Raw genomic sequence first — 21635 nt, 5'->3', positions numbered from 1 at the left:
CAAATGAGAAATTTGAAAGCAATCATAGACAAATCCTCATTGACTAGTGAAGTACCGGCATCATTTGTGGTGTTTCTTGTCGCCCTTCCTCTTTGCATGGGTATTGCGATCGCTTCGGGACTTCCGCCATCTCGCGGCATAGTTACAGGAATAGTAGGCGGAATTATTGTTGGTGCGGTTTCCGGTTCACCTTTGCTAGTTAGTGGCCCGGCTGCTGGACTGGCGGTGGTTGTTGCAGAAGTAGTTCAACAATATGGCATTGAAATGGTTGGGCCAATTCTGCTGCTAGCGGGTTTAATCCAATTACTCGCTGGTATATTTAAACTTGGTCAGTTGTTTCGCGCCATGTCACCGGCTGTCATCTATGGAATGCTTGCAGGTATTGGGATATTAATCTTCGCTTCCCAATTTCATGTGATGTTAGACGACCAACCGCGTATACACGGCATTGAGAATTTAATTTCGATTCCCAACACGATTTACAAAGCTTTCTTTTCTATTGATGGTAGCGTTCATCACCTTGCAGCACTCATAGGTGTAACAACTATTATCAGTCTTCTGCTGTGGGAAAAATTTAAACCCAATAGTTTAAAGTTGATACCTGGCGCGCTTGTCGGCGTTGTCATTGCCACTTTCATAGCTACAGTGTATAGATTCCCGATTCAGTATGTTGATGTACCTGGAAATCTGGCACAAGCAATTCAATTACCAACATTTGCCAGCTTACCACGCTTAATTCAGGCACCAGTTTTGCTAGATGCGATCGCGATCGCATTCATTGCTAGTACAGAAAGTTTGCTTTCAGCCGTAGCAGTAGATCGATTGCATACCGGGACAAGAACCGATTTCGATCGCGAATTAACAGCCCAAGGAATTGGCAACGTTATATGTGGGTTCTTGGGTGCTTTGCCGATGACAGGAGTGATAGCCCGCAGTTCTGTAAACGTAGAAGCTGGTGCTAAAACTAGATTATCAACAATGCTTCACGGTTTATGGCTGTTAATTTTAGTAATTGCAGCCCCAACCTTGCTCAAAATAATTCCCATTTCTAGTTTGGCAGCAATTCTAGTTGTTACTGGTTACAAACTAATCGAAGTAGAACATATTCGCCAGTTAAAAAAGTATGGACGTTTTCCTCTGGTGATATTTTTTGCCACTTTAATAGGGATTGTTGTTACTGACCTAATCACAGGTGTTTTAATTGGTATTCTGTTGACAGGGATGTTATTAATTCATAAAATGTCGGTGCTGAATATCCAAGTTATTAAACACGAAGATAATCAGCGAATAGACATTTATTTACAAGGTGCGGCAACATTTGTGAGGCTACCAAAATTAGCGAATATTTTAGAACTTGTGCCTCCAGGAAGTGAATTGCATGTTTATATGCAAGACTTGGCTTATATAGATCACTCTTGTCTAGACTTATTATCAGTGTGGGGAAAACAACAGGAAAAAATGGGAAGCACTTTAACTATGCAATGGGATCGTCTGATAGATCGTAATCGCAAACCATTTACTCTGTAGAATTCCAGCTAGATTGAATTTGCTTCACGGTAGGGTATCACAGCTGTGTTACCCTACCAATTGTTTGTATTCTATGTAATCAACCAGGGGTTAAAATAGATTTTATATAGAGAATTTGGATTGAGTTGCACCTGAATTAACCAAAAATATATGACAATTCTCAACGCTCGTAATTTATCTTTAGAAGAAGTTCAGCGTCTGTTTGGCTTTCAAGAACAGTACAGTGACTCATTTTCTAACTACTTATCTTTGGAACCTCTCCTCGAAGTTGAACAACAAGAACTTCTGCAAATTAGAAATGACTTTCGACGCTACCTGACAGCCGGTAAAGTTTCTGAAGGTCAGGTAAAGTTTCTTGCAGTTGCGCCTTTACTAAGATTAGCTGGTTTTTATCGCTATCCGATCGAGATTGTTTTGGAAGAGAATATTGCTGATATTGAAGTTGAAGATGAAGATATAAAAATTAAAGGAAGGTTTGATATCTTAGCTGTTAATAAAGCTAAAACTACAAAACCTCAAACATATTTTTGGGTACTGTTGATTGAATCTAAAAACTGTCAAGTTGATATATCAACAGGTTTGTCTCAGCTACTTACTTATGCTTATAAAAATTTAGAGAATCAAAAATCAGTTTGGGGATTAACGACTAATGGTAGAAGTTATCAGTTTGTCTATCTCGAACAAGGAAATCCCCCTATTTATTATCTGTTACCAGAATTAAATTTAATGGAAAGAGAACGTTCAAGTCAGTTACTACAAGTTTTAAAAGCAATTTGTCAACTTTAAAAGCATTGATGATTAAAACAACATATAAGCCAAGGTAAAAATTAAGGTAAAATTTATGATTCCAGCCATACCCAAACTAGTAAGCTTTGAAGATTTTGCAGCTTGGCGTCCTGAAGGCGGAAGATACGAATTACATAATGGTGCAATTGTTGAAATGCCTCAACCAACTGGCGAACATGAAGATGTTGTTGGTTTTATCGCTAGAAAACTAACTGTAGAATTTGATCGATTAAATTTACCTTATATAATTCCCAAAACTGTGCTGATAAAACCTGTTAATTTGGTTTCTGCTTATTCCCCAGATGTGTTGATATTAAATCGTCTTAATTTAGTAAATGAGCCGCTATGGAAAAAAGAATCAACTGTATCATATCCGGCATCAATTCCTTTGGTAGTTGAGGTAGTTAGTACCAATTGGGATGATGACTATTACACAAAACAAGGTAAGTATGAAGGTATTGGAATTCCTGAATATTGGGTTGTAGATTATCTCGGTTTAGGCGCTAAAAAGTTCACTGGCAACCCCAAACAGCCTACTATGTCTATTTATCAATTAATCGATGGTGAATACCAAGTTACTCAATTTAGAGGTACAGATCGCATCGTCTCGCCTACTTTCCCAGAATTGAATTTAACCGCCGAACAGATTTTTCAAGCTGGAGATATCCCAAGTTGTTAAATTTATCGAGAAAGCTTTTTATAAGTTATCTAATTACGAATTACGAATTACGAATTACGAATTAGTATGAGACTAGCTTGGGATGAATGGCAAGCAAGGGATAAATCATGCTTTAAGCAAATTATAATGTTTTTAGCTGATTTGCTTGAGAACTAACGCCCTAAGTGCGATCGCCATACACTTGACCAAAGCTACGATCGGGATGAATCTCAATCACCATATCAACCACTGTTGCATCTCTTAACAACGGCGTGATGAATAATTCCGGGTGCAGCGATCGCCAAAAATAATTGACAAATTGCTCTATCTGTGCATTGCTCATACCCGATTTACCCGCAGCAATCATTTGTTGTTCTGCCTGTTTGCGCCACTCCAAAGAACACCGATAATCGATGGGATACAGCACAATTAAACTGTCCAATCGCTCCCACAGTGGTAAATAATCGTGGAGGCGAAGATTCATCTCACGGGCAAATGCTCTATCTTCATCTGTGACAATTGGCGGTGGCGCAGTATCAAATAAATCAGGATTGATTGGTCGCACACCCACAAACCAACCCTCAAATAGTACAATATCTACATCCGCCACCATTTCTGGATTAGTGCGATCGCCAGCACCTCCAAAAGCAGATTTATCAAAGCGGGGAAGCATCACCGGGCTTTGCAACTCACGGATTTGATCTAGTACATTTAAGCCTAAGTCTATATCGTGAGTTCCTGGTGGGCCGCGCCAAATTAAGCGGGGATCTTGCTGTGTCAAAAGCAAGCGATCGCTGTAAGTTTTATACAAGTCATCCAAAGATAAACTCACAGTCCTGTATCCCAAATGAGCTAGAATCAAAATGAGAATTTTGGACATTGTAGTTTTACCAGTGCCTTGTCCTCCCAATATTCCTTGAATCAGGGGGTGTCCCAACTGTTGGCGCTGCGATGCTAGTTTGATCCCCAAAGGTAGCCACAAGTCCCACAATACCTGTAACATTTCCTGGGGTTGTACTTGGAGAGTCGCTTGACAGAATTCGCTAAAAGCTGGAAAGACAGATTTTAGTAAATGCGATCGCCTTTCGATCATTTCATCAACATTTTCCGGCGCGATCCCAAAAGCTTTAGCCCTTAACCGATCTGCCAGTGCTGCTTCTCTTGCTTCCTGCTTCCAAGTTTCCCCCAGCCCATTGGTTGCCAAAACACTCAGCCACAAATTCATAAATTCTCCATCTGACTACGATCCCAGCTTAAAAGCTTCGAGAAACAGGCTGTAGATGAAACCAACTTTCAGGAGATTTAGTGAGTCTATCAAGAGCGATCGCCGATCCAAAAAGCTGCGACTATAAAATATTCTGCTGGTAATTTCCGTTAACAGTACTAAAAAACCAGCTGCTACAATGTCTAACTCTGCCCGTTGTCCAGCTGTAGTGGAAACTGCGTTTCCCAGAAAAAAACCGAACAAAAAACTAATTATCAGCAACGATAGTCGTCGCCAAGGATTTAAAAACCATTGCCCAAAACGCGTAGCAATGCCATCGAACAAGTTATTGAGACGAGTGTTTTGCATCAAAGGGACTTTTGGGAAAAGTCAAGATATCTTTAAATATATCTATATTAATGTAAGAAGGATATTGGTTTTAGCATCAGCTTGTTTGTTATTATTGTAGATATCTACTGGAATTGCAGTGTGTATTCAAATTTGACTATTCTATCATCTTCTTCAGAAATACAGTTTCTTAGAGGATGTTTGGAAACAATAAATATTTAGTTTGCTCCTCACGAGCAAGCCTTAAAAAATGGGAAAATGATTCAAAATTCCCCTTTTTTAAGGAAGCTAGTTCGTTAAGCGCGTTTGCTGACTTGTATTCATGTATGAAAGTAAGCTCCTCGTAGGGTCTCCCAACAGGAGAATAAACTTGCGTAGATTTAGAAAGGAGGATCTTTAAGCACTGACGTTTAGCAAAGGACGCCTTGTTGAGGCTGCTAACGGTTTCAGGAAACTTTTATTTTTTTTATAGAAATGAATTGGTTTAATAGGTATAAAATTATCTTGTTTTTATCCATACTTACGGTCAAAAACCAAAGTAATGGATGTCTGGATCTCTTGTTTTTCAAACATCAAAGAGATTATATCCTTCAAATATTTTCTAATCAAAATGATATTTATCATACATTCCTCTTCCTAATTTGAGGAAAGTCTATATTCGGCTATTTTGTGTGATTGCCTTTTGGGATAATAGGCTACTATTTGGTCAAGCCTAGACAAAATATTTATTTCTAAATAACTATCAATATGAAATCTTCAGTGTATCGTAACGTCGGTATTACAGCTTTGTGCTTGGGACTGCTTGTTGCTCTGGTGGGATGCTTTGGACTGAGCGTATCCTTTGAGTCCACCAACCCAGATACAAACCCAGATACATCTTCACAACTGCCAACAGAAACTCAAGAGTGGCATACAACTTCGGTTGTACCTGAAAAAAGTCTTTCCACTAGCTTATCTACTCCAGTACCTACCCCAACCAATCCAGTAGAACATAGCAATAAAGAGAATACTTACCCTGTCTTGGCAAAGCGTGATAAATCAACAAGCATTGCCAAGGATCGAGGTACTTTGCGAATGAGCAATCAAACTAATCAGCCTGTGCGGCTGGTTCTACTGGCACGAGAGTCAGTAGCAAAAGGAGCTAGTAAAAAACAAACTCACTACGATGTACCGGCACATTGGGATTTTGCTCCCGAAGAAGGTAGTGAGAAGGGACTGGTTCTATCCCTACCTCAGAATAATTTAAAGCTGGAAAAGGGAGATGTTTTAGTTGCTTTTGCACAAGATGGTTCCCGTCGTTACTGGGGCCCTTATATTATTGGCGAAACTCAATTACCTAAGTGGAATTCCCAAAATAGAGAATGGCAACTTGTGCTGAGTCAATAGACTTATTGCAGAAGTGCTTTTTGCACTCTTGGGGGAAAAGGTTTTGGTTAAAGGGGAAGGGGATAATACAGAACCTTTTCCCCTTACCCTTTTCCCACAATGCCAAGAAGTCTAATAAATATGCTCAAACCTTTATTTTTACATCCTTACCCTACAGTTGGTAAAGTGTTAAGTAATGGATAGAGGAAAATTGTTGAATTAAAAACTCCGAAGAACAAAAGATAGATAACCAACGACTATTGATTAGTGATTGTTGACTATTGACTAAATGAGAATGAAATTGAGTGTTAAGCACACTGTTGATCGGTGGTTCAACAAAATAGCAAAAAATCCAGCCTTGAGTCTAACTGTGTCGATTTTGTGGTTGATAGTGGTTGGTTGGGTGGCTTTTGGGTGGAATTTGGGCAACACTGGCTTAATTGATGAGACAGAGCCGCTCTTTGCCGAAGCTTCCCGCCAGATGTACGTTACAGGTGATTGGATTACGCCATTTTTCAATGGTGACACTCGTTTCGATAAACCTGCTTTGATTTACTGGTGTCAGGCGATCGCATATCATCTGATTGGCGTGAATGAATGGGCAGTACGCCTTCCTTCTGCGATCGCCGCATTCGGCTTAGTTTGTTTAGCTTTTTACACCATCCAGTGGTATCTGGCTAAACAAGACGAATTAGAGCAAGTTTCACGTCCTACTCGTCGCTACTTAACATCTTTTATCACAGCAGCGTTGATGGCACTCAATCCCGAAACTATTATTTGGGCGAGAACGGGTGTCTCTGATATGCTGCTCACCGGATGTATGGCATCGGCTTTGTTATGTTTCTTTCTAGGGTACGCAGGGAAGGAAGGGACTGGGGACTGGGGACTGGGGACTAGGAAACTGGGAACAGAGGGCAGTGGACTGAGGAGTGAAGAGAAATTTTCCCAATCCCCAATCCCTAATCCCCAATCCCTATTCCCCAATAAGTGGTACTTAGCTTTTTATGTGTTGATTGCTGGTGCAATTTTGACTAAGGGGCCAGTGGGAATTGTTTTGCCGGGGCTAATTGTTGCCGCCTTTTTGCTTTACGTGGGTAAAGTGCGAGAGGTGTTGCAGGAAATGCACCTTCTTGTAGGTATACTGATAATTCTCGCTTTGTCAGTGCCCTGGTATGCTTTAGTAATTTGGCGCAATGGTTGGAATTACATTAACTCCTTTTTTGGTTATCACAACCTGGAACGCTTTACAGAAGTAGTTAATGGTCACTCAGCACCTTGGTATTTTTACTTTTTAGTCGTGCTGTTGGGTTTTGCACCATACTCAGTGTATTTACCAGCTTCTATAATCAAACTAAAATTTTGGCAGCGATCGCATTGGCGATCCCTTGAACGTTTTCAGCAATTTGGTTTATTTGCCTGGTTCTGGTTTGCTAGCATCTTTGCCTTTTTTTGCATTGCTGTTACCAAACTCCCTAGCTACGTATTGCCTTTAATGCCAGCAGCAGCAATCCTGGTAGCCCTGCTGTGGAGCGACCTTTTTTCAGATACAGAGACACGGCAAACAATTCCTTCCCCCTCTCCCACTTTGCCCATCTCCGCGTCTTTGCTGCGAATCAGTGGTTGGGTGAATGTAGTATTTTTATCAATTCTGGCAACAGCACTGCTCAACATAACCCAGATATTAGGTACCGATCCAGCTATAAGTAACTTCCACGAACTAATTCAAAAATCTGGTTTACCAGTAATCGCGGGTATAATTTGGCTAGTTTCTGCTGTTTTGGTCGCGGGTTTATTATTGAGTCGCCGCTGGAACTACATTATCAGTATTAATTTAATCGCGTTTGTGGCGTTTGTAATTTTTGTCTTAACGCCTGCTTCGTTTTTTATCGATCGGGAACGTCAATTACCCTTAAGGGAATTGTCTGCGGTCATTCTAGAAGCAAAACAACCAAACGAAGAATTGATCATGCTTGGCTTCAAAAAGCCTAGTGTGGTATTTTACAGCCACATCCACGTAAATTATTTAAAATTTCCCCAAGAGGCTGTAGAGCATATTAAAAACCAGGCTGCTAAAGGACTAAAACCTTCCTCAGTGCTACTGTTAGCCGAACAGAAAAAGTTTTTACAAATGGACTTACAGCCAGATGATTACAAGAATTTATCAACCAAGGGTGCTTATAACTTGGTTCGAGTTCCTTTTAAGAAAATGAAGAATCAAAAAATAGATATATCATAATTAGTCATTAGTCATTAGTCCTTAGTTATTGGTTATTCACAAAAAACGAAGGACAAATGACTAATGACAAAAAACCAACGATCAATAACCCCATTAACATTTGCTATTGTAACCATTGACAGCTAAAGCTTGATTGATTTGGCTTAATAGGTCTTCCATTGATATCGATCGCGGTAATATTTGGGTAGCGATCGCACCAACAACAGTTTCTATCGATTCCACACTATTTTTCTTCTGCTTGTCAATTTCCCGATCGGCTACCCCATCCTGGAAACTGGTTTGTGAGCGATTTAATCGCTGATTTAGTACCAAAATTGGTGGCAACTTTAAAGGCGAATTTCCTAATGTTTTCAGTGCTTTGAGCACATCTTTGTGGATAGAGGTTTCTCCTAAACAAATTAGCAATAAGTCAACGCTTTCGTGGCGAATCTGTTGCAATACTTCTGCCCAACAAGGACTCATTGCGGCTTTGAAGCCTGCTGTTTGCAGGTATTGAATTAAAGCTTGGAACCATTCAGATCCCCGTTCAGCAGTTTCACTACTAATTGAGCAATTTTTTTCTGTCCGATAACCCTTAGCTGGCTTACGTCTTATCTGGGGGAAATCCCGCAGCATTGTTAAATCCACTACTAAGATGTTGGGAGGGCAGCAAATACCAGAAGCAATTTCTAGTACTGATAGTAAAGCATCTGTTTTCTCAGTGCGACTGCTGTTGTCTTTCGCAAATGGTGTTAAGTAAGGAAATACAGATAGCCCTGGTATTTTAGAAGCGATTAAAGTAGTTGCGACATCGCAAGTAACCAGTGGTATCGCTGCTAAACGTGGATGTCCAATTAGTTGTTGCAAATAAATTTGCGCAGTGGTACTTTCGACATCTAACAAAATCACATCAAACTGCCATACCCGCGCCAAAAGTTCTGCCTGATCTAGATCATCTACTTCAATCACTCGGTGTTCTCGAAGTGAGGGGTGGGGATTGACCGATTCTAACTGAGGATTCACCAACCTGAGAATTCGCAGTGGGGTTTTAGTTGGGATAATTGCACTATTATTTGACCCTATCTGCGGCATTACTTGTACAGTACATAATTTTTCGAGAACCGGTGCTAAGACCTGATGCTCTACTGGCAAACTTAAGAAACCATCGGCTCGGTTAGCAAATGCTTGCTCTTTTTCGGCTCCCGTCGCGGTCACAATTACAGATATATGACGGGTTGCAGCGTCAGATTTTAGTAAAGTCAGTACATCCCAACCTGATAGCAGGGGTAGCAACGGATTCAAAAATATTGCTATTGGTTGCAAGCGCCGCGCTTTTTCCACTGCTTCTGTCCCCGATCGCGCAATCACTACCCGATATCCTAAACCTTTGAGTTGTTCGGTCAAGTCTTCAATATATCGAGCTACTGCTTCGACTACCAAGACCAACCGTTGCGAACTCGCAAGATGATGCTGTATGGGCGTACTAACTTGCTGACGAGCGGCGGCGAGATTTTCCCGTGTCGGTTGATATCGTGTCTCCTCGGCTTCTCTGATTCCCATATCTGGTTCCGAAAAGCCTGTTTTCGGGGGACTGGGTGGCAGAAGTAGGGTAAACTGGCTACCTTTACCTTCACGCGATAAGAAGCTGACATCTCCTCCGTGGAGGCGAGCCAAGGCGCGAGTTAATACTAGCCCCAAACCAGTGCCTTCAAATTGGCGGGTGAGGGGATTTTCTAGCTGTTGGAATTTTTGAAAGATTAAGTGTTGCTGGTGTTCGGGAATGCCAATTCCTGTATCCCAAACTGTAAAGGCAATCCATCCTTCCCAACGACTTACCCGCAGCCCAATTTCGCCAGATATTTCGGTGAATTTAAAAGCGTTGGAAAGTAGGTGTACTAGCATCTGGCGTAAGCGCAATTCGTCTGCCACCATCTGATCTAAACCTAGTTCAATGGAAAGACAGAATTGAGGAGCAGATGAACGGGCATTTGCAGGTGGCGGGGCAGATGTCGCTTTGGTGGTTTGAGTGTGGATAGCTTTGGCTTCCGATAGGGCGCGATCGCACACAGCCTGAATTTTCACCGGAGTCAGCGTCAAATCCATTTGTCCCGTCTCCATCCGGGTCAAATCTAAAATGTCATTCACCACACTCATCAGGTGGCGTCCGCTTTGATGAATCAGTCCGGCATAACGGGCTTGACGCTCGTTAAGTTCTCCTAACTGCTGATCCACTAGCAAGCGCGATAATCCCAAAACGGCAGTTAGGGGAGTTTTGAGTTCATGACTAATACAAGCTAAAAACTCGTCTTTTAACCGATTTAGTTGAATTAAATCGGCATTCTTCGCTGCTAGTTCTTTACAAAGTTGCTGCTGTTCAGTGACATCAGTAGCTAAAACCAACCACAAATCAGTGCTGAGTGCAATTTCCTTTTCAGCACTCATAACTTTAAATTCAGGATTATCTAAGGGAATTTTGGCAAACTGCCAGATTCGCTCTTGACCATTTTGCATTTCGACAACGCAGGTACAAGTACCCACTTGACTATCTAAATAGCATCGGCTGTATGCAGCATCACCTGATGCTTCTTGCTGAATCAGTTCTTCTTCACTACTATGCTCATTCTCCCTACCATTGGGATGAACCTTGATTGCTGGTTGGGTGGCATATTCTGCTATTTCGGAGCGTTTAGGGGCAAGTATTGCCTCTACTTGTTGCCTAACCCCTTCTGGGTCTTTTAAGGTTCCTAATTGCTGCCACCAGGCGGGATTTCGCGCTACCACCTCGCCAGTACCCGTTTGCAACATCAAAGGCCAAGGCAGTCTTTCTAGCAAGTGTACTAATGGCTGATGTCCTAATGACTTGGGTTCGTTTGGCCGACCATCATATTCATGGCGATGTTCGCTAGACTTTTGTAAGCCAGCCATACGTTCCTGAGCTAGCGATCGCAACAGGCGCGAACTATCTAGCAGCCCCAAATATCGACCCTCAGAATCAATCAGCGCCCAATCTAAGTTTTGGGCTTTTTCGACTTGTGAATCGCACCAGCGCAAGCTTAATCGCTCTACACGCTCCGAAGCTGATATTGTCTGTATTGGCTCAATTAGACCTTGACCCCAGGTAGAGAGCGATTGGTGTAAATTTAGATTTTTATCGTCACTTTGGGCTAATAATTTTGGGATTAAACGGGCAGAATACAGCAATCCGATGGGGCATTGCTGTTGATTCACTACTACCAAGCGATCGCACTGCTCTTGCTCAAAAATCTCCAACACCACTGCCAGAGAACTTGTTTGGGGGCAGCTAGGTACGGTTGCCTGAAAGTTATAAAGCGGGTAATCTAGCATTAACATAGGGATTTTGGGGTCATTCTTCCTGTGGAACCCTCCGGCATTTCCATCTGCCAGTTGATGGTCTTTTCGCCTGAAGTCATATCCTCTAAGAAGACTCATATAAGCAACTCTGGTTATTTCAACGCCATTAAAACAACGGGATTTCCCCTAACGGACACGGGAATTGCAAACGAGTGCATTTTTCTAAGAGGCGACGTTTCTAATTTTTAGCAACTAGCCAGCCTCCCCAGTGTCTTACTGGTATTTAAACTCCTCATCGATAGCGACGGCTAAGACAATTATGGCCCCAAAGATTCGCTTTAGAACCTTGAGGAATTATAATGATTTGGAATGCGACAATCCTTTAAGTTCGTTTAAGTATCTTATCAAGGAGCAAAATAAAAAAATCTATCTATTTATATACATAAGTATGTAAATCATGAGTTAATTACTGTGTCTTGCAATGCCGACGGATACCTCATCATCAAAGACCTACTAAGTTCTATCAGTTAGTTGCTCCACTAGAATGTTGAGTGCCTAGCACTATCTGCTCGCCTAGAGCGTTATTTTGGGGTTAAATCAGCACTTTACTGCACACGCAGTATTCCCCTACAAGCGTTAGCCAAACTTATCAGCCCGCGTTTCTTGGTCAGGGCGATCGAGGAGATATATTCAAGAATAGATGTTATTACCGATCTTGATTCTGCTATCTAATATTAACAAATGTTTAAATAATCCAGTTGACTTAGCCAACCAAAAAGGTTTGAGTAAGTGGCTGTGGCAATTGATAGACGCAATTATTGCTCAATTTTGCTACTTATCTGTTGCTGTAACAAGCTCTGGAACAATCAACTATTTACCAAATTGGCTGCTACTAAATCCAAGTAAGGCATACACTCTTGAGTACGTTTATGTATTTGCCAGTCAGATGCAAAAAAGCCAGCAGTATTTTCAGGAGATGACTCCGGCAGAAAGAGAAGGATTATTAAGACAGCTTAAAATAGATTATAGCCTAATTCTTATAGATTATTTTACTACAGACAAAACCCTCAAAGATAAAATTGATAAATTTATCAATACTATATTTTATGCTAATATTCCTGTGCCCCAAATAATCGAAATTCACATGGAGATAATTGAAGAATTTTCTAACCAGCTAAAATTAGAAGGTAGGAGCAATGAAACTTTACTTGATTACCGCCTAACGTTAATAGATATCTTGGCTCACCTGTGCGAAGTCTATAGGAGTTCGATTTCTAGATAAAATAAATGAAATTTATTGCTCTGTGTTCAACTGGGAACAAGCTACAACTGTGAGTAACGATGCATAGAAAAATATTGTATTTCTCTGATAATGATTAGTTATTAAGTATATGAATAAAGCCAGAAAAACCTACGTTCTCAAGCTTTACGTAGCAGGTAATACTCCTAATTCAGTCCGGGCATTAAAAACACTTAAAGAGATTTTAGAACAGGAGTTTGAAGGGGTTTATGCTTTAAAAGTGATCGATGTACTGAAAAGCCCGCAACTGGCGGAAGAAGATAAAATATTGGCCACACCAACATTATCTAAAATTTTGCCTCCACCCGTTCGCAAAATTATTGGGGATCTTTCAGATAGAGAAAGAGTGTTGATTGGATTGGATTTGCTCTATGAAGAACTGAGTGAAGAAGACTTTGAAGAGTAAATTTTTCATCATAAAAAATTAATTCAAAATTTTAGTAATAAAAAAACAGGTTTTAATCCCCTTTTGTGATCGAGCAATGAGTGAAAAAGAGCAAGTAGAACCAAAACAACCACCGATAATTAGGGGTGTAGAAAAAATTCGGACGATGATCGAAGGGTTTGACGATATTAGTCATGGTGGTTTACCAATTGGTAGAACTACCTTGATTAGTGGTACATCCGGCACAGGCAAAACCTTATTCTCTCTTCAGTTTCTCTATAACGGTATCACCTACTTTGATGAAGCAGGAGTATTTGTAACCTTTGAGGAATCACCGAGTGATATTATTAAAAATGCTAATATTTTTGGTTGGAACTTGCCCCGCTTAATTGAAGAAGGCAAGTTGTTTATTCTTGATGCATCTCCCGATCCAGAAGGTCAAGATATCGTGGGAAATTTTGACCTTTCTGCACTCATTGAACGCTTGCAATATGCCATCCGCAAATATAAAGCTAAACGAGTTTCAATCGACTCAATAACAGCAGTATTTCAGCAGTATGAAGCGATGGGAGTAGTGCGACGCGAAATTTTTCGTTTGGTAGCACGTCTCAAACTACTGAGTGTCACCACTCTAATTACCACTGAACGTAGTGAAGAATACGGGCCTGTTGCCTCTTTTGGAGTGGAAGAATTTGTTTCCGATAATGTAGTAATTGTTCGCAACGCTTTAGAAGGAGAACGCCGCCGCCGCACAATTGAAATTCTCAAATTGCGCGGCACAACTCACATGAAAGGTGAATATCCCTTCACAATTACTAATGAAGGAGTTAACATCTTCCCACTCGGAGCAATGCGCTTGACTCAACGTTCTTCTAATGTCAGGGTATCTTCTGGCGTCAAAACTTTAGATGAAATGTGCGGTGGGGGTTTCTTTAAAGATTCAATTATTTTGGCGACAGGAGCTACAGGTACTGGTAAAACCCTGTTAGTAAGCAAATTTATTCAAGATGGCTGTCTCAATGGAGAACAGGCGATATTATTTGCTTATGAAGAGTCACGCGCCCAACTATCTCGTAATGCTTCCTCTTGGGGAATTGATTTTGAAGAATTAGAAGATCAAGGTTTACTCAAAATAATTTGTACCTATCCTGAATCAACTGGTTTAGAAGACCACTTACAAATTATTAAATCAGAAATTGCTATTTTCAAACCTGCTCGGATTGCCATTGATTCTTTATCAGCACTAGCTAGAGGAGTTACGAATAATGCATTTCGGCAGTTTGTAATTGGTGTGACAGGTTATGCTAAACAAGAAGAAATTACTGGTTTTTTTACCAACACAACCGACCAATTTCTAGGAGCGCATTCGATTACTGACTCTCACATTTCCACGATTACCGATACAATTCTGATGTTACAGTACGTAGAAATTCGTGGAGAAATGTCGCGGGCAATTAACGTATTCAAAATGCGCGGGTCTTGGCATGATAAAGGCATTCGTGAGTATAATATTACTGCTGATGGGCCCGAAATTAAAGATTCTTTCCGAAACTACGAACGGATTATCAGCGGTGCTCCTACTCGCGTTAATATCGATGAAAAGGCGGAACTTTCTCGCATTGTTAGACGTTTTGAAGACAAACAGAGTTCCGAACCCTAAATTTAGTATCGTAGTATATTCTTTCCTAAGTTTAGTATCGTGCTATATTCTGTGGTGAAGAAAGGTTTTCTGCCGCTAGATTGATTTTCGTGTGAGGGATGCGGTGAAAGGACAGCAATTATTTTATAGCTTCTTACCTGGTGTAACGGCAGCAGTTTTAACAACTCAGCCTGCTTGGGCTGGTACTGCGAAACTAACTGGGATACAACTGGCATCTTCTCCTAGTGTTTTGACTTCTACTTATGGTCAAGGCTTGGTTGTGGATACCATAAAAAATAGGCAACTGCCTAACAGTGCAAATGTTAGTGTTCCAACCCTAGTACCTGCTTTGGGTTTTACTAAACTTAGTGTGAAACCTTTAAGTAATAACAGTATTCCAGTATTTACGGCTGAAAATACTGTTGTGCCAATAAAACAACTACTTAAGAAAGATAAAGGTAGATTTTTTAGTTTGACACCTACCTCTAATTCTTCCCAAGCTCAAAAGAACCAAAAACAGAGTAATTCGAGTGCTTCTGGGCAGAAATTAAAGAAGATACTAGTTCCCAACTATACTTCAAAAACCCCATCTGTCCAAAAAGAAATTTTGTCCCTGTCTTCTGCACAGCAGCCAGTGGTTCAAAAGATAAATACTGTTACTCAGTTGCAAACATTTTTACAAACTTCAGTGACAGGTGCAGGAGCAGCAAAACTGTTGTCAGCGCAGAGGTGTCCACAGGAGTTGAGCAAAAGCAAAACTGACTCCTTGACTTTGCTGCTAACCTCAAGCACCTGCTTACAACAAAATGCTATTGGTCGCTTGGCTCAGAGTAATACCACGATTCCGACAGATTCGACGCCAATCACTGCGCCAACAACCGTAACTCCTGCACCAGGAGGTTCGACGCCAATCACTGCGCCAGGAACTGTAACTCCTGCACCAGGAGGTTCAGTGCAACCTTCTACTGTGCCAGGAACCGTAACTCCTGTGCCGTCAGGGTCGGTGCAACCTTCTACTGTGCCAGGAACCGTAACTCCTGTGCCGTCAGGGTCGGTGCAAGTTCCAGAGAACCTGATTCCTAACTCAAATCCCCTGCAATTTCCCACCAAACCGGAGGAGGTGCAACTTCAAGGAAATCAGCCGATTACTTTGGCACAGGCTCTGGAGTTGGCACGGCGTAACAATCGCGATCTACAGGTGTCCTTATTGGAGCTAGAACGCAATCGAGCGGTTCTACGCGAGGCACAAGCTGCTTTATTGCCCACTCTGGGACTTAGCACGGATCTGACTCGTGGTCAATCTTCTAGCGGTCAACTTCAGAACGAATTAAGCGGACCGTTTGCCGCTAACCAAGATCGACCCAGTACATCTTTTTCTGGTCAAGCACAACTTTCATATAACCTTTATAGTTCTGGGAGAGTGCAAGCTAGCATCAGAGCGGCTGAAGAACAGGTACGTTACTATGAGCTTGCTGTAGAAACTCAGTCTGAGACAATCCGTTTGAATGTTGCTACTGACTACTACAATTTGCAACAAGCGGATGAACAAGTACGCATTAGTCAGTCGGCTGTGGTGAACTCTGAAGCTAGTTTGCGTGATGCAGAAGCTTTAGAGCGAGCTGGGGTTGGTACGCGGTTCGATGTGTTGCGATCGCAGGTGAATTTAGCAAATGCCCAACAAAATTTAACTAATGCTAGATCCCAGCAGTTGATTTCCCGTCGTCAATTAGCAACTCGGATAAGTTTGCCGCAAGGAATAAATATCAGTGCCGCTGACCCTGTACAATTAGCTGGTCTTTGGAACCCAACCCTAGAACAAAGTATTGTGTTGGCTTATCAAAATCGTCCGGAACTGCAACAGTTTTTGGCACAACGCAATACTAGTGAGCAACAGCGCAGACAGGCTCTTGCAGAACTAGGCCCCCAAGTTAGTTTGGTCGCCAGCTACGACCTGCTCGATCAGTTCAATGATAATGTCAGCGTTACTGATGGTTATTCATTCGGAGTTAGGGCAACCCTAAGTTTGTTTGATGGCGGAGCAGCAAGAGCAAGAGCATCTCAACAGAGAGCTAATATTGCGATCGCAGAAACTCAATTTGCTGAACAGCGCAACCAAATTCGGTTTCAGGTAGAACAAGCTTATTCTACCCAGCAATCTAGTTTGGAGAATGTTCAAACCGCTAATACCGCTTTAGAACAAGCCAGGGAAGCTCTACGTTTAGCGCGTTTGCGATTCCAAGCTGGTGTAGGTACTCAAACTGATGTGATTAACTCTGAAAACGACCTCACACAAGCTGAAGGTAATCGAGTTACAGCAATTTTGGATTACAACCGCGCTTTAGCTCAGTTACAACGGTCTGTTACCCTCAGAGCATTCCGCTAATTAGCTGAAACTCAACTGAATCAGTATTTTTGATTGCTGTTGTGTTTTGTAATCCACTTTGCACCTTCTATCAGAGGATCGCAGATTCCAGTAACGTTTTTGATAAAAAGCTAGCTAAAAGCCTCATTTATTCAGTGTATTAACTGGAAAGATGAGGCTTTTTAGTCCAAAAAGCAATATTGTAAATTGTAATTTTTGAGAAATTCTTTAGCGATCGCTAAAGAATTACGCCAACAAAATCTGAAGGAAAAGAGTTGTTTCAATACTTGTCGGGTTTTGGGGAAAAGGGGAAAGAAAAAACCTTTAACCTAAACCCAGTAACCTTTTCCCCAAATCCAATTCCGAGTTAAAAATCCAAAACCCCAGCAGTATTGAGAGTTGTTTTTGTGAGATATGTATTGGACTTAACAGATAAGCGCTATAGTCAAATTTGGACTAACATAACTGAGTGTTCGCTCGCTTGCCTCGTCAAAGACTCATGACTAAAGTAACATCTCAAGAAATTGCACAGTTTCGCTCTCAATTGGCAGACGATCCTAGCGATATGGAAGCGCTGGATTTAATTGAAGACTGTGATGGAGATTTGGAAGATGCAGCGATGACGCTAGCTATCCGAGCAGGACAACAACCAGAAAGAGCAAATTCCGAGTGGTTAGATGCCTTGGCTAGAAAATGGCGTGTGGTCGTTTGCGAACCAGAATATCGAGAAGATTTGCTTAATACTTCTCTTGTGAAGATGATGGAACATCTAAAAACAACGCCAACATTTCCTAAGATTTTGGCAACGCCAGTTTTGCTATATGTCCTCAAGCAAGGCGTAAACAATTTTTGTGAGCCACTAGATTTGCTAAAATGATCGGCCCGCGTTTTAATCGTGAGATTAAAATCGCGGCTACGCAAACATAGACGCAAAGGGGCTTCAAAGCTCTTAATCTGACCCTAGTCCGTGCAGACAGACTAGCCTGTGGGAAGACTTTCACTGCGTTTGTGTAGTCCTTTTAGTACTTTGGTGCAAGATGTGAGCCTCGTAACTTCTGATGTAAGTCTTGGAGTAATTCAGGTGTATGACTTCTAGTCATGCGAGGTTCAATCCACCAGGACTGATACGCTGTTAATTAAGGCAAAACTTCTATTAAACAAATTTAGACAAATTGTAAAATCAATGAATTACCTTGTTGCCGTATTACCAGACCGCATTCAAGCCGAAGCTGCTTACTTAGCTTTAGAAAAAGAAGGCATTAACAGCACTATTTTGGGAAGAGGGTATAAAACGGCTGACGAGTTTGGCTTAATTGACCCCAAAGAACAGGCTAAAAAGCAAGCAAAACAGATGGCAACCTGGCTGATACCATTTGGCTTTTTTGCAGGTTTTACATTCAGCCTGATTACTGGTTTAGATACTTTTGCTTGGGCGGGTGAAGTTGGCAATCACATTGTTGGCGGACTGCTGGGTGCTGCTAGTGGTGCAATGGGTGGTGTCTTTGTCGGTGGCGGAGTCGGTTTACTTGTAGGTGGTGGTGATGCTTTACCTTATCGCAACCGCTTAGATGCAGGTAAATATTTAGTCGCCGTTCAAGGTTCTGAAACTCTGACTCGCCAAGCAACCAAAATATTACGTCAGTTCGATCCAGAAAATATCCAAGGTTATGCCGATACAAATACTGTGTATTGAATAAATCATAGTTTACAGATCGCGACACAGCGGCTTGAGTTACTTTCCTGTTCTTTGAAGATAGCGTCAGCCGCTGCGATCGCCAACAAATCTCAAGTAGAAAGGTTAACCCAATCTGGACAAGAACTATAGAAATGGGAATTAAAGCTAGAATCAAGATAGTTATAGCAAATTAATTCTCAATTAATAACTGATAATTTTTAAGAATGTTGCCACGAGAAGAACTTTTAAAAGGTGTTGAAAATCGAGATAGTGTAGCTCGTGCAATCGATCAAGCAGAGCAAGCGATCAAAACTTGGGAAGTGGTTTTGACAGATTTTCTATCTCCGCCAGAATTGGCAGAAATTCAACGAGTGTTTAACCGATTAACAGAAGTGCAATTAGTTGCGTGGGGTGGATATCCGCAAGCTGAACGCCAAAGAATAGCGATCGCTCGTTCGGAACTTCCCTTAGATCGATCTCAAGTCAGCCTTGTAGCTGTAGAAATTGCAGGTAATTTCCTATTTGATACCGCCTCTCACCGCGACTTTTTAGGCGCAATGTTAGGGACGGGAATTGTTCGCGAAAAGACAGGAGATGTGATTGTCTTAGGAGAACGGGGGGCGCAGGCGATTGTTGCACCAGAATTGGTGGAATTTTTGTCCATAAGCCTCAAACAGGTGCGATCGGTTCCTGTGAAAACTCAGCAGATTGAGCTAACAGAATTAAAGGTTCGGGAACCCAAGAAAAAAGAATTAACTACTGTGGAGGCTTCTTTAAGATTAGATGCGATCGCATCTGCTGGTTTTGGTATGTCCCGCAGCAAAATGGTTGATTTCATCGATGCTGGTGATGTCCGCGTCAATTGGAAGGAAGTTACTCAAGCTAGTTCTCAAGTCAAATCAGGCGACTTAATCGCCATTCGCTCTAAAGGGCGTTTAGAAGTTGGAGAAATAGCCGTTACCAAAAAAGAGCGTTACCGAGTTCAATTAACAAGATATATGTAATAAGTGAGGAGTGAAAAGTTAGGAGTGAGGAGTTTTAAATACATCAGTTTATTTAACTTCAAATTCCAAACTCTTGTACAGACGCGATTCATCGCGTCTCTTAACTCCAAACTCTTGTACAGACGCGATGAATCATGTCTCTATTCCTAAATAGATACTTAATACTTAGGCTTTAAAACGTTTCGCTAACATATTCAGTAGAAGTTTGCGCGGTACAAGCCGAGATAATTTGCTTCTAATTTGAGTAGTACTATCAGAGCTAATAACAGTTGGATAGCCTTTTTCTAAAGCCTCTAAAGATTCCCAAACCACTTTTTCGCAAGAATAAACTTTATCTGTACTACCTGCCAGCGCTGGAGGAAAATTAGCTTCTGCAAAAAAGTTTGTTTCTATTGGCCCTGGACAAGTGACTAAAATACGCACACCATACTGATAATTTTCTGCCCATAATGCTTCACTAAAGCTGAGAATAAAAGCTTTACTAGCAGCATAAACAGAAAGGTATGGTATTGGTTGAAATGCGGTAATCGAGGATACGTTAATAATACTTCCAGAACGACGTTGCCGCATCAATGGTAAAAATTTGTGGGTTAAATCTACCAATGCCAAAATGTTCAATTGTACGATTTTGACTTGTTTTTCTCCATCTCCTTCAGCAAAATCGCCATAGTAACCAAAACCAGCATTGTTGATTAATAAGTCAATGGTTAATCCCTTTGATTTTGTGGCATCAAATACACTAGCTGCTGCATTAGGTTCTGTGAGGTCTTTTACTATAACATCTATTTGAATGTTGTATTGTTCTTGTAGTTGTTTAGCTAATTGGTTTAGTTTCTCTTCAGAACGAGCAACGAGTACAAGATTTGTCTTGCGTGCAGCTAGTTCTTGAGCAAAGGCTTTACCAATACCACTAGAAGCACCAGTAATTAAAGCAGTTGACATTCTACATATTCAGAGAATTTTTAAGCACTTATAAATCTTAGCTATGTTGACTATAAGTTTTAACTACCCAAAGTGATATATCCAAAAGGGTAAAAGCAACACTTAGTGGCTTTTAGAAACTATATTAATTCTCCAAATATACCGATATGGGAGATTCTTAAATCTTCTTCATCTGTATATTGAATAGACGAGTCGATTTTTTCTGGTAATTCTGCGTCCTGGCGCGATCGCTCAAATACAATTTTAGAGTTCAAATGCTTAAGATGAGAAAATATTTGCTTTCGTTGGCTTCGTCTAATTCGGTCACAAATAATGATTTTTCTGATAGCCATTCAAATTCATTTGGAATTGCCAATTACCATTTTTCAGACCAATAGATAATTTCTGAAGTGGAACTATTAATAGCAACGCCGTAGCTGTCTCCATGATTCCACTTAAAGCCAGGTCTACCTTTGTCATCTGTATTTAATACCAATATTTCATAAGTAGCTGGAAAAGATTCTGTAGGAGAATCACTAGTATAGAAGAAAGTTGTCGGCACACCGTTAGGTTGGTTTATGTGGTCGTTTGTGTCACCACCTATATATTTGTGCTTGGCACTATTTCTATATTGTGAAAGTAATTTTTCTATCTTCTTTGGTGGCTCTTTTAACCTAATTTGAAAAAAACTACTTCCTTGTAAAACTTTGGGAGAGTAAGCGATGCGAACGTCTTTAGCATCAGGGGGAATCTCATTAGGAAAATGTTTTATTTGGTCATTTTCAGACCATAGTTGATTACGAATTTCTTTATAGCGTGATGTATCAGTTATAATTTTAGGCTCACTAGTACTGTTAAAAGTTGTTCTCAGAAAAAAGCTTCCCCCGACAATACTAAGACTAGCAAGGGCTAATAGAAATTGCGATCGCTTCAT

The 21635-nt window shown here is 41.0% G+C and carries 18 protein-coding genes; 12 read left to right on the top strand and 6 right to left on the bottom strand.

All coding sequences use genetic code 11. From position 1 onward, the window contains the following. The first annotated feature begins 3 nt into the window (after nt 1–3). From RMY64_RS29915 to RMY64_RS29905, 3 genes are all read left to right on the top strand, one after another. Nucleotides 4–1527 (top strand): SulP family inorganic anion transporter, encoded by a 1524-nt coding sequence (locus tag RMY64_RS29915; protein WP_322701905.1) that lies wholly within the window; start codon nt 4–6, stop codon nt 1525–1527. Nucleotides 1528–1677: 150 nt separating this feature from the next. Beyond that, on the top strand, nt 1678–2313 hold the full coding sequence (locus tag RMY64_RS29910) for a restriction endonuclease subunit R (RefSeq protein WP_322670809.1): 636 nt from the start codon (nt 1678–1680) through the stop codon (nt 2311–2313). Nucleotides 2314–2368: 55 nt separating this feature from the next. After that, nucleotides 2369–2992: a Uma2 family endonuclease gene (locus tag RMY64_RS29905; protein WP_322670810.1), complete on the top strand. Its 624-nt coding sequence runs from the start codon at nt 2369–2371 to the stop codon at nt 2990–2992. Between the two features lie 160 nt (nt 2993–3152). Here RMY64_RS29905 and RMY64_RS29900 read toward each other — a convergent pair whose 3' ends face one another. Both RMY64_RS29900 and RMY64_RS29895 read right to left on the bottom strand, forming a co-directional pair. Continuing rightward, on the bottom strand, nt 3153–4196 hold the full coding sequence (locus RMY64_RS29900; protein ID WP_322670811.1) for a glycerate kinase: 1044 nt from the start codon (nt 4194–4196) through the stop codon (nt 3153–3155). Between the two features lie 15 nt (nt 4197–4211). Continuing rightward, nucleotides 4212–4544 carry a DUF565 domain-containing protein gene (locus RMY64_RS29895; RefSeq protein WP_322670812.1) on the bottom strand — a complete coding sequence of 111 codons (333 nt, stop codon included), beginning with the start codon at nt 4542–4544 and terminating at the stop codon, nt 4212–4214. A 726-nt stretch (nt 4545–5270) separates the two neighbouring features. Between RMY64_RS29895 and RMY64_RS29890 the strand changes: the two genes are divergently transcribed. Together RMY64_RS29890 and RMY64_RS29885 are read left to right on the top strand one after the other, a co-directional pair. After that, nucleotides 5271–5909, top strand: coding sequence for a hypothetical protein (locus RMY64_RS29890; protein WP_322701904.1), 639 nt, complete (start codon nt 5271–5273; stop codon nt 5907–5909). A gap of 268 nt (nt 5910–6177) precedes the next feature. Then, entirely contained in the window at nt 6178–8124 is a 1947-nt protein-coding gene (locus tag RMY64_RS29885; protein WP_322701903.1) for a glycosyltransferase family 39 protein, read from the top strand. Nucleotides 8125–8217: 93 nt separating this feature from the next. On the opposite strand, the gene RMY64_RS29880 is transcribed toward RMY64_RS29885, so the two are convergent. Next, complete coding sequence (locus RMY64_RS29880; RefSeq protein WP_322701908.1) at nt 8218–11454, bottom strand: ATP-binding protein; 3237 nt, start codon at nt 11452–11454, stop codon at nt 8218–8220. A 661-nt stretch (nt 11455–12115) separates the two neighbouring features. Between RMY64_RS29880 and RMY64_RS29875 the strand changes: the two genes are divergently transcribed. From RMY64_RS29875 to RMY64_RS29845, 7 genes are all read left to right on the top strand, one after another. After that, nucleotides 12116–12697 carry a KaiA family protein gene (locus tag RMY64_RS29875; protein ID WP_322683413.1) on the top strand — a complete coding sequence of 194 codons (582 nt, stop codon included), beginning with the start codon at nt 12116–12118 and terminating at the stop codon, nt 12695–12697. A gap of 109 nt (nt 12698–12806) precedes the next feature. Next, nucleotides 12807–13121 carry a circadian clock protein KaiB gene (gene kaiB, locus RMY64_RS29870; RefSeq protein ID WP_322670816.1) on the top strand — a complete coding sequence of 105 codons (315 nt, stop codon included), beginning with the start codon at nt 12807–12809 and terminating at the stop codon, nt 13119–13121. A gap of 76 nt (nt 13122–13197) precedes the next feature. After that, on the top strand, nt 13198–14760 hold the full coding sequence (kaiC, locus tag RMY64_RS29865) for a circadian clock protein KaiC (RefSeq protein ID WP_322670817.1): 1563 nt from the start codon (nt 13198–13200) through the stop codon (nt 14758–14760). Between the two features lie 103 nt (nt 14761–14863). Continuing rightward, nucleotides 14864–17122 carry a TolC family protein gene (locus RMY64_RS29860; protein ID WP_322701902.1) on the top strand — a complete coding sequence of 753 codons (2259 nt, stop codon included), beginning with the start codon at nt 14864–14866 and terminating at the stop codon, nt 17120–17122. Between the two features lie 478 nt (nt 17123–17600). Then, nucleotides 17601–17978, top strand: a complete 378-nt coding sequence (locus RMY64_RS29855; protein WP_322670819.1) for a hypothetical protein — start codon at nt 17601–17603, stop codon at nt 17976–17978. Between the two features lie 306 nt (nt 17979–18284). Next, nucleotides 18285–18794 carry a hypothetical protein gene (locus RMY64_RS29850; RefSeq protein ID WP_322663882.1) on the top strand — a complete coding sequence of 170 codons (510 nt, stop codon included), beginning with the start codon at nt 18285–18287 and terminating at the stop codon, nt 18792–18794. Nucleotides 18795–19000: 206 nt separating this feature from the next. Then, nucleotides 19001–19780, top strand: a complete 780-nt coding sequence (locus tag RMY64_RS29845) for a photosystem II S4 domain protein (protein ID WP_322701901.1) — start codon at nt 19001–19003, stop codon at nt 19778–19780. A gap of 165 nt (nt 19781–19945) precedes the next feature. On the opposite strand, the gene RMY64_RS29840 is transcribed toward RMY64_RS29845, so the two are convergent. The 3 genes from RMY64_RS29840 to RMY64_RS29830 form a co-directional block, all read right to left on the bottom strand. Continuing rightward, a complete protein-coding gene (locus RMY64_RS29840; RefSeq protein ID WP_322687904.1) occupies nt 19946–20722 on the bottom strand; it encodes an SDR family oxidoreductase in 777 nt (258 codons plus the stop codon). A 119-nt stretch (nt 20723–20841) separates the two neighbouring features. Continuing rightward, nucleotides 20842–21054 (bottom strand): hypothetical protein, encoded by a 213-nt coding sequence (locus RMY64_RS29835; protein ID WP_322701900.1) that lies wholly within the window; start codon nt 21052–21054, stop codon nt 20842–20844. 23 nt (nt 21055–21077) lie between these two features. Continuing rightward, nucleotides 21078–21635 carry a hypothetical protein gene (locus RMY64_RS29830; RefSeq protein WP_322683418.1) on the bottom strand — a complete coding sequence of 186 codons (558 nt, stop codon included), beginning with the start codon at nt 21633–21635 and terminating at the stop codon, nt 21078–21080.

Source organism: Nostoc sp. DedQUE08 (assembly GCF_034530895.1).
Classification (GTDB): Bacteria; Cyanobacteriota; Cyanobacteriia; order Cyanobacteriales; family Nostocaceae; genus Nostoc.
The sequence above is the reverse complement of the archived record's forward strand: the minus strand, read 5'-3'. Positions and strand labels throughout refer to the sequence as shown.